General features: G+C 34.7%; 9 protein-coding genes and 2 tRNA genes. 6 read left to right on the forward strand and 5 right to left on the reverse strand.

Annotation, left to right across the window (positions count from 1 at the left end; translation table 11 throughout):
• Positions 1 to 394 precede the first annotated feature (394 nt).
• The 5 genes from BLT46_RS05965 to BLT46_RS05985 form a co-directional block, all read right to left on the reverse strand.
• Positions 395 to 471, reverse strand: a tRNA-Asp gene (locus BLT46_RS05965).
• A 161-nt stretch (positions 472 to 632) separates the two neighbouring features.
• Positions 633 to 706: transfer RNA gene (locus tag BLT46_RS05970), tRNA-Asp, on the reverse strand.
• Between the two features lie 278 nt (positions 707 to 984).
• The gene (gene trxA, locus BLT46_RS05975; protein WP_090407695.1) at positions 985 to 1,302 is read right to left on the reverse strand and encodes a thioredoxin; all 318 of its coding nucleotides are present in this window, start codon (positions 1,300 to 1,302) and stop codon (positions 985 to 987) included.
• Positions 1,303 to 1,397: 95 nt separating this feature from the next.
• Positions 1,398 to 5,921, reverse strand: a complete 4,524-nt coding sequence (gene dnaE, locus BLT46_RS05980; protein WP_090407698.1) for a DNA polymerase III subunit alpha — start codon at positions 5,919 to 5,921, stop codon at positions 1,398 to 1,400.
• A gap of 127 nt (positions 5,922 to 6,048) precedes the next feature.
• Positions 6,049 to 6,669, reverse strand: a complete 621-nt coding sequence (locus BLT46_RS05985; RefSeq protein WP_090407702.1) for a hypothetical protein — start codon at positions 6,667 to 6,669, stop codon at positions 6,049 to 6,051.
• Positions 6,670 to 7,390: 721 nt separating this feature from the next.
• Here BLT46_RS05985 and BLT46_RS05990 point away from each other — a divergent pair.
• From BLT46_RS05990 to BLT46_RS06015, 6 genes are all read left to right on the forward strand, one after another.
• Positions 7,391 to 7,918, forward strand: a complete 528-nt coding sequence (locus BLT46_RS05990) for a 30S ribosomal protein S16 (RefSeq protein WP_090407705.1) — start codon at positions 7,391 to 7,393, stop codon at positions 7,916 to 7,918.
• 12 nt (positions 7,919 to 7,930) lie between these two features.
• Complete coding sequence (gene rimM / locus BLT46_RS05995; protein ID WP_090407708.1) at positions 7,931 to 8,461, forward strand: ribosome maturation factor RimM; 531 nt, start codon at positions 7,931 to 7,933, stop codon at positions 8,459 to 8,461.
• A 125-nt stretch (positions 8,462 to 8,586) separates the two neighbouring features.
• The gene (locus BLT46_RS06000) at positions 8,587 to 9,294 is read left to right on the forward strand and encodes a tRNA1(Val) (adenine(37)-N6)-methyltransferase (protein WP_090407711.1); all 708 of its coding nucleotides are present in this window, start codon (positions 8,587 to 8,589) and stop codon (positions 9,292 to 9,294) included.
• 445 nt (positions 9,295 to 9,739) lie between these two features.
• Complete coding sequence (locus tag BLT46_RS06005) at positions 9,740 to 11,014, forward strand: O-acetylhomoserine aminocarboxypropyltransferase/cysteine synthase family protein (protein ID WP_090407714.1); 1,275 nt, start codon at positions 9,740 to 9,742, stop codon at positions 11,012 to 11,014.
• Positions 11,015 to 11,017: 3 nt separating this feature from the next.
• Positions 11,018 to 12,160, forward strand: coding sequence for a trans-sulfuration enzyme family protein (locus BLT46_RS06010; RefSeq protein WP_090407717.1), 1,143 nt, complete (start codon positions 11,018 to 11,020; stop codon positions 12,158 to 12,160).
• A 12-nt stretch (positions 12,161 to 12,172) separates the two neighbouring features.
• Positions 12,173 to 13,138, forward strand: coding sequence for an alpha/beta fold hydrolase (locus BLT46_RS06015; RefSeq protein ID WP_090407721.1), 966 nt, complete (start codon positions 12,173 to 12,175; stop codon positions 13,136 to 13,138).
• Positions 13,139 to 13,140 lie beyond the last annotated feature (2 nt).

Raw genomic sequence — 13,140 nt, forward strand, 5'->3', positions numbered from 1 at the left:
TTAGAATGATGTATAGAGGTGTAAGAGATAAGTCATTTTTCCTGTTTAGATTGACGAAACTTTTTGCTTAGTCCCCAACTTTTGCACCTGATCCACAATAGGCTTTCTAATTTTAATTACATCCAAGGGATGGTCTTAAATGACTGTCCCTTTTTTAATTCTTACAAACAAAAAAAAGCATCAATCCAAACGGATTAATGCTTCTCTATTACTAAATAAAATAATTATACCACATAAAAAAAGCTCTCCCGCACTAGGAAAGCTTTTCATTGGTCTAACTACTAAACCTTAGTGCTTACGCACTTAACAACACAACTAAATTTTAAGTCCTCAAATAAGTAATTATTAGAGGGCAAAAAAAGCCTCTCAACTACGTGAGAGGCTCCTTTTTTACTGGCGGTCTGGACGGGACTCGAACCCGCGACCCCATGCGTGACAGGCATGTATTCTAACCAACTGAACTACCAAACCAGTTATTTAATGTTTTAAAGCATTGCTTTCTTAACGGTGACAAAGATAACTCTTTTTTTTAAACTTCAAAACTTTTTTTTTATTTTTTTTGAAGTCTCTTTTTTTAAAGAGTGGATTGAAAAGTGTCTCTTTTTTCAAGAGACACTTACTCTCTCCTTTTGCGGTCTGGACGGGACTCGAACCCGCGACCCCATGCGTGACAGGCATGTATTCTAACCAACTGAACTACCAAACCTTTGTCGTTATTGCTGTAATGCGATGCAAATATACAACCATTTTCTACACTTGCAAATCATAGAAACAAAAAAAAACGTTTTTTTTTCAACAAAAAGTGAACCAATCTGAATATCAGTAAGATAAAAACAAAACTTTTTTTTATTTTTTTTCAATCAAAACTTGCAACAACTATAAAAAACTGCAAAACTCAATAAACATCAAGGTTTGCACTTACCTTTTTTCAAAAAAAAAGCCCTCGAATTTCGAGGGCTTTAAATTTTATAGCTCATTATATGACTAAAATAATGCTTCAATTGCATCAACATATGTCTTTTTAGGAGCAACTCCTACTTGGCGACCTACTACTTCACCATCTTTAAAGATTAATACAGTAGGGATATTTCTAATTCCGTATTTAGCAGCGAACTCTTGATTTGTATCCACATCCACTTTACCTACTACAGCTTTCCCTTCCATTTCTGTACTAATTTCTTCTACAACTGGTCCTAACATTTTACAAGGTCCACACCATACTGCCCAAAAGTCAACCATTACTGGTTTATCTGATTTTAATACTACTTCTTCAAAAGTAGCATCTGTTATCTCTAATGCCATTTCTTTTCTTTTTATGTTATACAACAAACTTAATAAAATAATTATACTTATATAAGTGTCTGTAATTATTTTTCTCTATCAATCAATTACTAAAACTAATTCAATTGAAATTTCACCTGTATTCTCTCCAAATCTTCTAATAACTCTGCTGTAATATTTACACGGGAGTTTCTACTATTCATTTCCACTTTATTTACAATGCGGTATTCTTCTCTATCTGGTATAATTTCTATTGCATCCATATCCATTTCAACATCTAAATCATCATCTCCTATATTAGGCAACGCTACTGGTACGATAGGTGTCTCTGCAGCTACAATTACCTTTTCTAACTCAACCACCTCAAAATTCACAAACTTATCTCCTGGGTACTTGTCTAAAATACCCTTTAAGCGTTCTATTTGCTCTTTATATATATCCCGTATATTCATTAAAATAGTAAGGTCTTTAGCAAATGTTGGAATTACCTCGTGCAACAACTTCATTTCCAAAAACTGAATTCGTGGCTCTGACTTTTCACCAGTATCTTTTCTAACCCAACCTTCTTTAACCATCAGCTTCACATAAACAAACGTATTGGTCAACAAAAAATGTCTAAGTTTTAGAAACTCCTCATTAAACATTCTAAACTCATAACTCTCATCATATCCCTCTATAGTAAACATTGCCCAATCCTTACCTTTTGCAGAGGTTCTAAATTGAACATCGCTTATCATACCTCCAAATGTAACAGTACGTCCTGTAAGTTGCTCTAAATTGCTTAATTGATCTAACGTTATATTACAGAAATACTTCAGTTCAAATCTAAAATCATCTAAAGGATGTCCAGAAATATAAATTCCAACCACTTCTTTCTCTTTTGCCAACTTCTCCATTGTGCTCCACTCTTCACAGATAGGCATTATTGGCTCAGGAATTTGAACTTCACTACTATCTCCAAATAAACTAAATTGTGATGAATTATCGTTTTCTTGAGATTTAGCACCATACTTAATTGCCTTTTCAAAAAACAATAGTGTATCACTTGGATCCATATGGAAATACTGAGCGCGGTGTGTATTTTCAAAACAGTCAAAACCACCTGCCAATGCAAGGTTTTCAAATGCCTTCTTATTAGCCGCACGCAAATCAACGCGTTTTGCCATATCAAAAATAGATGTATAACGTCCGCTTTCTCTATTTTCAACAATCGTATTAACTGCTCCTTGACCAACTCCTTTAATCGCCCCCATACCAAAGCGAATCTCATAATTCTCGTTTACAGTAAACTTATAGAACGACTCGTTTACATCAGGTCCTAATACTTGTAACCCCATACGCTTACACTCTTCCATAAAGAACGTAACCTGTTTGATGTCATTCATATTATTTGACAGTACTGCTGCCATATATTCTGCAGGATAATGTGCTTTTAAGAAAGCCGTTTGATAAGCAATCCAAGCATAACACGTCGAGTGAGATTTGTTAAACGCATAAGAAGCGAACGCCTCCCAGTCTTTCCAAATCTTTTCTAAAACAGTTGCATCGTGACCTTTCTCTGAAGCTTGTTGAACAAACTTCGGTTTCATTTTATCAAGTACATCTTTTTGTTTCTTACCCATTGCCTTACGCAGAACGTCGGCCTCACCCTTTGTAAAGCCAGCTAACTTCTGAGAAAGTAACATTACCTGCTCTTGGTAAACAGTAATACCATACGTCTCGTTTAGGTACTCCTCACAAGCATCTAAATCATAAACAATAGGTTCCTCTCCATTCTTACGGCGAATAAACGAAGGAATATACTCCAACGGACCAGGTCTATACAAGGCATTCATCGCAATTAAATCGGCAAATACAGTTGGTTTTAGCTCACGCATATACTTCTGCATACCAGCAGACTCATACTGGAACACCCCAATCGTTTCTCCTCGTTGGAAAAGTTCATACGTCTTGACATCATCAATCGGAATTTCATCCGGATTTATCTCAATTCCCGTTCTATACTTAACTAACTTAATTGTATCCTTAATCAGGGTTAACGTTTTTAACCCCAAAAAGTCCATCTTTAATAACCCAGCACTTTCCGCTACGGAGTTATCAAATTGAGTCACATATAAATCTGAATCTTTAGCTAAAGTAACAGGTACGAATTTAGTAATATCATCAGGCGTAATAATCACACCACAAGCGTGAATTCCAGTATTACGCATTGATCCCTCCAATATTTTTGCTTGCTGAATAGTCTGCCCTGCCAACGAATCCTCTTGCGCAACAGCAATAAGCTCCTTCACTTTTTCAAACTCATCTCCTTTCAAAGCAGCCTTTACTGCATTTTCATCTTCAGATAAAAAACGAGCTAAGTTCCACTTAGAAGGCATCATTGCAGGAATCATCTTAGCAATTCTATCCGCATCAAATAATGGTAAATCTAACACCCTTGCTGTATCACGAATAGCAGACTTCGTCGCCATTTTACCGTACGTAATAATCTGAGCTACTTGATTAGACCCATACTTATTAATTACGTAATCCATAACCTTACTTCGTCCCTCATCATCAAAGTCAATATCAATATCGGGCATCGATACACGGTCAGGATTAAGGAAACGCTCAAAAAGCAAGTCATATTCAATAGGATCTAAGTTTGTAATCCCTAAACAATAGGCCACAGCAGATCCTGCTGCAGATCCACGTCCTGGTCCTACAGAAACCCCCATTTCTCTGGCAGCGGCAATGAAATCCTGAACAATCAAGAAATAACCAGGATACCCAGTTCTTTCAATTGTAGCCAACTCAAAGTCTAATCGCTCCTTTATTTCCTCTGTTACCTCGGGATATCTTCTCTTCGCTCCCTCATAAGTCAGATATTTTAAGAAATTATTCTCTCCTATCTTTCCTGTACCATCTCCTTCCAAATCTCTTGCATCCTGAAATTCTTCAGGAATATCGAACTTTGGAAGTAGTACATCGCGGTGTAACACAAAAGGCTCCACCTTATCTACAATCTCTTGAATATTATAAATTGCATCCGGATAATCCTCAAAAAGAGCTTTCATCTCATCTCCAGACTTATAATAATACTCTTGATTAGGCAGACCATATCTATAACCTCTACCCCTACCAATAGGCGTAGTTTGTTTTTCACCATCTTTCACACACAACAAAATATCGTGTGCATTTGCATCTTTTTTATCAAGATAATACGAGTTATTCGTTGCTATCAACTTAACATCGTGCTTTCTTGACAATTCAACTAAACCTTGATTAACGCGATTTTCATCTTCCTGATTATGTCGCATTATCTCAATATAAAGATCCTCTCCAAACTGTTCTTTCCACCAAAGCAAAGCCTCCTCCGCTTGGCGTTCACCAACATTCAATATCTTAGACGGAACCTCACCTTGTAAGTTACCCGTTAAGACAATCACATCTTCTTTATATTGCTTTACAACTTCCTTATCAATACGAGGAACATAATAAAAACCATCCGTATAAGCGATAGACGCCATTTTAGCCAAGTTGTGATAACCGTGTTTATTTTTAGCAAGCATCACAACCTGATACCCATTATCCTTTTTACTTTTATCCTGATGATTTTCACAAATAAAGAACTCACACCCAACAATAGGAGTCATTAGTTCCAATGGCTCTTGCCCTTGTTCCACCAACTCTTTATTCTTAGCTTGAATTCCCTTATTGTAATCACTAACCTCCTTAACAAATAAGAAAGCCCCCATCATATTTCCGTGGTCAGTCATTGCAACAGCAGGCATATTATACTCCGCTGTCTTCTTAACTAACGACTTAATAGAAATAGTAGATTGTAAAATAGAAAACTGTGTATGTACATGTAAGTGGGCAAACTTAGCCTTGTTAAATCGCTCCAAAGCCTCATCAGAAATCGTTTCTGATGTATCCCCTTGCAGCTTAGCTAATTTTTTACGAATATTTTCAGAAGCCTTCTGTAAGTTAATATGCTTTAACCCAATTAACTTAAAAGGTTCTGGATTTGCTTGCTTATAGCGTTGAATATAAGTATCGTCACACTGTAACTCCTCTTTAGAGAAAACACCTAATTTAATCAACTCTAAGAAACAACGAGTCGTTGCTTCCACATCGGCAGTTGCATTATGCGCTTCACCAAAAGGAACTCCAAACAAATATGTATGTAATTCAGTCAGTGTAGGAAGTTTAAATCGACCTCCTCTACCTCCTGGTAATTTTAATAACTCAGCTGTAACCTCAGTACAAGTATCTAATACGGGTAAATCAGCCATAATACTATCAACACCCATACGGTGAAATTCACACCCCATGATGTTAACATCAAACCCTAAGTTTTGACCAACGATAAATTTGGTCTTTGAAAGAGCTATATTGAACTTCTCTAAAACCTCTTTCAGCGGAATACCCTCTGCTTCTGCCAACTCAGTAGAAATTCCGTGAATACGCTCAGCATCATAAGGAATATTATACCCCTCAGGCTTTACTAAATAATCTTGATGTTCAATCAAATTCCCATACTCATCGTGCAATTGCCAAGCAATCTGAACACAGCGAGGCCAGTTATCTACATCAGTAATAGGAGCTGACCAACTCTTAGGAAGACCAGTAGTTTCGGTATCAAAAATTAAATACATAGTTGATTTTAAGAAATGTAGCCTTTAAACAAGGCTTTATAGTACGATAAACAAAGTTATAAAAAAAAGACTGCTTTTAAATCAAAGCAGTCTTTTAAGTATGTTAAACCAATAAACGGATGTTTTATTATTTTGCAGCCTCAAGCTTAATTCTAAAAAACACTCCATCGTGAAATGACTTTTTATCTCTCAACTTATCCACTCTTATCTTTTGAGCAGGAGTTAATTTATTTTTATCCTCATCAGACATTTCAATCTTCTTTAAATTAGCATAGAAAGTACCAGAAATAGTACCCGGAACTTGCTTTTCTTCAGCATCAAAAACAACTATTCCTACATCTGTAATTTCTTTATTACTATCTTGAGTAACATATTTTCCTAAAACTTTTCTATCAATATTATCTAAAAGATAATATTGAGCATAACCAGCTAAACCTTCAACTCCTTCTTGTTTTCCAAGTTTACCCACATCACCCAAGTATAACTTCTCTTTAGAATCATTACTAAATAAAGTATAAGGCACACGAAGAACAAATCTTGTTGAATCTGTTTCTGCTACTAAACTTAGTATATTATCTTGATTAACGCTTGCTCTATTATATTGTGGCCTCCAAGTTTCAAACTTCACACCAGTTGTAAACTCTTCATTATTTGCCATTGCTTGAATACCTGGATCACTTGTAGTTGACTCATTTTCACAAGAAAACAACCCAACTGCTAACAATAATATCCCAAAAACCTTTCTCATATTCTTTTTTATAACTTGTATTATAACCTAAGGCACAAAATTATAGTATTTACAAATAGAAAAAAAGCTTTTAATTAATAAAATTTTAACTTTTTACAACAAAACACTAAAACAATAATTTACTATTTATCAATACATTAAAAATCAAAATAGACTTCGATTTTTATTTTTCTCACATCTATTATATACGCTATTTACATTATATAAAATCGCTATTCTAATGTCAGGATTAAAATAGTCTGACCTGTTCTGAAATAACTGTACAGTACAAAACAGGATTATCAACTATAACTGTACAGCTATAATAGGACGAGACAAGGACGAGACATGTTTTATTCAGACTGCTTGTATAGTGTATGTATAATGTATGTATAGTGCTTGTATACTTTTTATGTAAAAAGATACAAGCACTATACATTTAATCTAAAAACTATATACATACACCAAAAGTAATATTGTACTATGATTAATTCTCAATTACCCGAATAATCCTAAACCTATCTATCTACAAACAAATAGACCCTTATTTGAGATAACCAGCTGAAAATCTTTTTACAAGGACTAATAATATCTAAAGAGCAAGTAATTCTATTACTGTGTTATATATTAGATACTTACAAAAAATCTTATTTGATAAAAAATAATCATACTAAACAAAAAAGCTTTATATTTGCAAAAATTTTAAAACCGAGGTCGGGTACCTCAATTAATTAAATTAATTATGTCTGTAAAAATTAGATTACAAAGACACGGTAAAAAAGGGAAACCTTTTTACTGGGTAGTAGCTGCTGATGCACGCGCGAAAAGAGATGGTAAATACTTACAAAAAATTGGTACTTACAATCCTAACACTAACCCTGCAACTGTAGACATCAATGTTGATGCTGCTGTTCAATGGTTATTCAACGGTGCTCAACCAACAGATACTGCAAGAACTTTACTTTCTTACAAAGGAGTTATGTTGAAACATCACTTACAAGGTGGAGTTAGAAAAGGTGCGCTTACTCAAGAGCAAGCTGACGCTAAATTTACTGCTTGGTTAGAAGAGAAAGAAAACAAAATCAACGCTAAGAAAGAAGGTTTATCTTCTTCTAAAGCTGCTGACAAAGCAACAAGATTAGCTGCAGAGAAAGAAGTAAACGCTAAACGCGCTGCTGCTGCTGCTGAAGCTAAAGCTGCTGCTGAGGCTGCAACTGCTGAAGCTGCTGTTGAAGCAACTGAAGAAAACAACGAAGAAACTCAAGCATAATTTTTCAGCGATATGCATAAAAAAGATTGTTTCTATTTAGGCAAAATCGCGAAAAAATTTAGCTTCAAAGGGGAGGTTCTGGCATATCTGGATACCGATGAACCAGAGTTATATCAAAATTTGGAATCAGTTTTCGTCGATTTCGACGGACAGCTGATTCCTTTTTTTATTCAAGAAGCTTCATTGCATAAAAGCGATTTTTTAAGAGTTAAATTTGAAGACTGTAATTCTGAAGAGGATGCTGACAGATTAATTAACTCTGAACTATATCTTCCTCTTTCAATGTTGCCAAAACTTGAAGGAAATAAATTTTACTACCACGAAATTACTGGGTTTGATGTAGAAGATACTAAACTTGGTAATGTAGGAAAACTTATTAGAGTTAATGATAGTAACTATCAAGCTCTCTTTGAAATAGATCATTTTGGAACTCAAGTTTTAGTACCTATGATTGATCAATTCATCGAACTTGTAGATCGTGAGAATAAGAAATTAGTACTTAATATTCCTGATGGATTATTAGACTTATATTTGAATAAATAATATTCTTTTCTTTAAAGATATAAAATACTTAAAGCATCTGTAAAGTGTACTCTACAGATGCTTTTTTTATTGATACCCCTCTTCCTTTTTCGTACTTTTGACACAATAATTATAATCACTTCTAAATGTTTAAATTCAAACAATTTACTATTGAACAAGATAAATGTGCTATGAAAGTAGGCACTGACGGTGTTTTACTTGGTGCATGGACTCCTGTTGACAATAATCCTTACGCTATTTTAGATATTGGTTCAGGTACTGGTTTACTTGCTTTAATGATGGCACAGCGTACGGATGCAGAACAAATAGACGGTGTTGAAATAGATGAAGCTGCACACGAACAAGCCATTAATAACTTCGAAAATAGTCCTTGGGGAGATAGACTTTTCTGTTACCACGCAGGGTTAGAGCAATTTGCCACTGAAATTGATGAAGAGTACGATTTAATTATTTCCAATCCTCCTTTCTTTAGTGAAGATGTACTTTCTAATGATACCCAAAGAGATACTGCACGTTTTCAAGAGGCACTTCCTTTTGATTTGCTAATAGAGGCAGTAGAATTTTTCTTATCTGAAAAAGGAATTTTCAGCGTAATTATACCGGCTAAAGAAGAAGATAAATTAATACACTTAGCAGCAGAATTTGGTATTTATCCAATGAAAGTTACGCGTGTTAGAGGACATAAAGACGCCGAAATTAAACGTAGTCTTATTGCTTTTTCAAGAACATTTATAGAGAAAATCCCTTTAGATGAGTTAATAATCGAAATTGACAGACACGTGTATACCCCTGAATTTACGGCACTTGTGAAAGATTTTTATTTAAAAATGTAAAAAAAGTTTAAAAAACTTTGCTTTTATTAATTTATTTTTTTGATATTTGTTCCATCAAATAGAGATAAAAAGATATGAATTTAAGATTAACAAATATGCAAGCTATGATGATGATGTGGAGAAATCCGCAGGGCTTGTTATTTGCATAATCCAAAATATATAATAGCATTAAAAAGCCCTTGTAAATCACAAGGGCTTTTTTTTTGACTTAATTCAAACAGTATATAATTAGAATAAATATAATACCATGATTTTCAATACTAACACAATGATGATGGCAATGATGATGATGAACATGATGATGTTCACGCACTCCTATTGCCTAAAGTCACCGAGTTAGTATCGTTCAAATAGATAACTAAAACTTTGAGTCCTTTCGGCAATTGCTGAAAGGACTTTTTTTTTACAACAACTTTTTAAAAAAAAACATATAAAACACAAAATTATGAGCAACTTCAATTTTTCAACACAGGCATTACACGCAGGACACGATGTACAAGCAACAGCAGGAACAAGAGCTGTACCGATTTACCAAACATCGTCTTACGTATTTGAAAACGCAGATCACGCAGCAGGAGCATTTAACTTGTCAATCCCTGCATACATCTATACAAGATTAAACAATCCGACGAATGATATTCTTGAAAAAAGATTAGCTGCTTTAGAAGGTGGAATCGGAGCTGTAGTAACCTCATCAGGAGCAGCGGCAATTTCAACTGCTTTGCTTACATTATTAAAAGCAGGTGATCACATTGTATCATCAAGCAGTTTATATGGAGGAACTTACAACCTTTTCAATGTTACATTACCTCGTTTTGGAATCAATACAACTTTCGTAGATTCTTCTGACATTGAAAACTTCAAGAAAAATATTTTGCCAAATACAAAGGCAATATTCATTGAAAGCTTAGGTAACCCTAAACTTGACATTATCGATATACAGGCAGTTTCTAAAATTGCAAAAGAGTTTAAAATTCCGTTAATCGTTGATAATACAGTTGCTTCGCCTTCTTTACTTAGACCTATTGAACACGGGGCAAACATTGTAATTCACTCTCTAACAAAATACATTACTGGAAACGGGACATCTTTAGGAGGCGCAATCATAGATGCTGGAACATTCGACTGGAGCAGTGGTAAGTTCCCCGAATTTACAGAACCTTCACCAGGATACCACGGATTAATCTACCACGAAGCACTTGGAAATGCTGCATTCATTGCTAAAGTAAGAGTGGAGGGATTAAGAGATTTAGGTGCTGCATTAAGCCCTTTCAATGCTTTTCAAATCATTCAAGGTTTAGAAACTTTACCGATCAGAATTAAAAAACACAGTGAAAATGCACTTGAATTAGCTGAATGGTTAGAAAAACAAGAAGAAGTAGCTTGGGTAAACTACCCTGGTTTAAAATCAAGTCCTTATTACGATTTAGCAAAAAAATATCTACCTGAAGGACAAAGTGGTGTGGTTACTTTCGGATTGAAAAAAGGATTTGAAGCAGCTAAAAAAGTAGCAAATGAAACGGTTCTTTTCTCTTTGCTTGCTAATATCGGAGATACTAAGTCATTGATTATTCACCCTGCTTCTACAACTCACCAACAACTAAGCGTAAACGAACAAAAAGCAACAGGTGTTTCTCCTGATTTAATTAGACTTTCTGTTGGTATTGAAAATATTGAAGACCTGAAAACTGATTTGAAAAACGTATTTAAAAAACTATAATTTATGAGTACCCAAACTGACATATTAAACAATATTCCTATTGACCCTCATACTGGTGCTATTGCGGTTCCTATTTATCAAACAACAACATTTGCTCAAGAAGCTCCTGGAGTAAACAAAGGTTTTGATTACTCTCGTACTAATAATCCGACAAGACAAGTGCTTGAGAACTTAGTTGCATCCTTAGAAAATGGTACAAATGGATTTGCTTTCGGAAGTGGTTTAGCGGCAATTGATGCCATATTTAAAACGCTTTCTACCAATGACGAAGTAATTGCAGTAGCTAATATTTATGGAGGTACTTATAGATTATTAAATGATGTATATGCCAAGTTTGGGATTAAAACAACTTACGTTGATACGACAAATGCACAAAATGTAAAAGATGCTATTACAGCTAAGACCAAAATCATTTGGATTGAAAGTCCCACAAATCCAACGTTGCGAATTTCTGACATTCAAGCAATTGCCAAAATAGCAACAGAAGCAAAAGTGTTACTATGTGTTGACAATACATTTGCAACACCAATCGCACAGAAGCCTCTTGACTTAGGAGCTGACATAGTAATTCACAGTGCTACAAAATACATCGCAGGGCACTCAGACGTAGTTGCTGGATTAGTAATAACCAAAACAGAAGAGTTGGGAAGAACAATCAAGTTTCACCAAAACGCCACAGGTGCAATCCTAAGTCCATTTGATAGTTTTCTAACCACTCGCGGCATTGAGACCTTGTTGTTGAGATACAAAGGGTATTCTGAAAACGCTCAAAAAATAGCAGAGTACCTCAGCACGCATCCAAAGATAAACAACATTTATTATCCTGGTTTACCAACACACGAAGGACACGAATTAGCTAAAAAACAACAGAAATACTTTGGAGGTGTTATAAGTTTTGATTTAAAAGATAACACAGAAAAAGCTGCGTTTAAATTGATTAAAAACCTACAACAATTCACCTTAACAGAGGGCTTAGGAGGAATTAAAAGCTTAAGTAATTATCCCTATAAAATGTCTCACGGTTCTGTTCCTACAGCCATTAAAGAGAAAGTAGGAATATCAAAAAGTTTAATCCGATTATCCATCGGCTTAGAAGAAACAGAAGACTTATTAAAAGATATAGAGCAAGCATTAGCAAAACTATAAAGACCATTTACAATGAATAGCTTAAAAGAAATAACATTAACCAACTACGTTATACCAAACGCCAAAACACAAGACTTTACCTTAACCTACCAAGTTTTTGGACAACCACTACATACAGCTCCAATTGTAGTGATAAACCACGCTTTAACAGGGAATAGTGATGTGAGTGGCGAAAATGGTTGGTGGAAAAGCTTAGTGGGAACAAATCAAGTAATTGACCTAAAACGTTATACTGTTATTGCTTTTGACATACCTGGTAATGGTTATAATCAAAATCCATCCCACCTAATCACTGATTACAAAATAATCACAACTCAACTAATAGCTGATTTATTTTGGAAAGGTTTACAAACAATAGGTGTTGATAACTTATACGCTGTAGTTGGTGGTAGTTTAGGAGGTAGTATCGCTTGGGAAATGGCATTGCAAAAGCCAAATGCAATACAACATTTAATTCCTATTGCTACAAGTATTCGAGCATCGGATTGGCTTATAGGCAATGCTTTAGTACAAGACAGTATTCTAACAAACTCTACTAACCCTATTGAGGATGCCAGAATGCACGCTATGCTTTTATATCGCACACCTGCTTCTCTTCAGTTGAAGTTCAACAATCAAATTAAAGAACAAGAAGAACAATACGCAATCGAAAGTTGGTTAAAGTACCACGGAAAAACATTGAATAATCGCTTTACTCTGTCTTCTTATAAGCTAATGAATCACCTATTAAAAACAATAGGACATCACTTGACAGAAGAAACGTTAGAACAGTTTGCCAAACAAAGCTCCACAAACATTCTAAGTATAGCGGTTGACAGTGACTATATGTTTACCAGCACAGAACAAAAACAAATTGTAGAACGCATTAAAAAACATAAAAAAAATATAGCGTTCAAAGAAATTCAATCAATACACGGACACGATGCCTTTTTGATAGAATACGAACAATTAAACCATTTATTAACAGACATATTTTAAAT

It is taken from the genome of Myroides phaeus (genome assembly GCF_900099675.1).
Classification (GTDB): domain Bacteria; phylum Bacteroidota; class Bacteroidia; order Flavobacteriales; family Flavobacteriaceae; genus Flavobacterium; species Flavobacterium phaeum.

Coding starts and splice junctions, on each gene's coding strand:
- dnaE (WP_090407698.1), bottom strand. CDS start 5,921: ATGTATTTAATTTTTGATACCGAAACTACTGGTCTTCCTAAGAGTTGG.
- BLT46_RS05985 (WP_090407702.1), bottom strand. CDS start 6,669: ATGAGAAAGGTTTTTGGGATATTATTGTTAGCAGTTGGGTTGTTTTCT.
- trxA (WP_090407695.1), bottom strand. CDS start 1,302: ATGGCATTAGAGATAACAGATGCTACTTTTGAAGAAGTAGTATTAAAA.
- BLT46_RS06015 (WP_090407721.1), top strand. CDS start 12,173: ATGAATAGCTTAAAAGAAATAACATTAACCAACTACGTTATACCAAAC.
- BLT46_RS06000 (WP_090407711.1), top strand. CDS start 8,587: ATGTTTAAATTCAAACAATTTACTATTGAACAAGATAAATGTGCTATG.
- BLT46_RS06010 (WP_090407717.1), top strand. CDS start 11,018: ATGAGTACCCAAACTGACATATTAAACAATATTCCTATTGACCCTCAT.
- BLT46_RS05990 (WP_090407705.1), top strand. CDS start 7,391: ATGTCTGTAAAAATTAGATTACAAAGACACGGTAAAAAAGGGAAACCT.
- BLT46_RS06005 (WP_090407714.1), top strand. CDS start 9,740: ATGAGCAACTTCAATTTTTCAACACAGGCATTACACGCAGGACACGAT.
- rimM (WP_090407708.1), top strand. CDS start 7,931: ATGCATAAAAAAGATTGTTTCTATTTAGGCAAAATCGCGAAAAAATTT.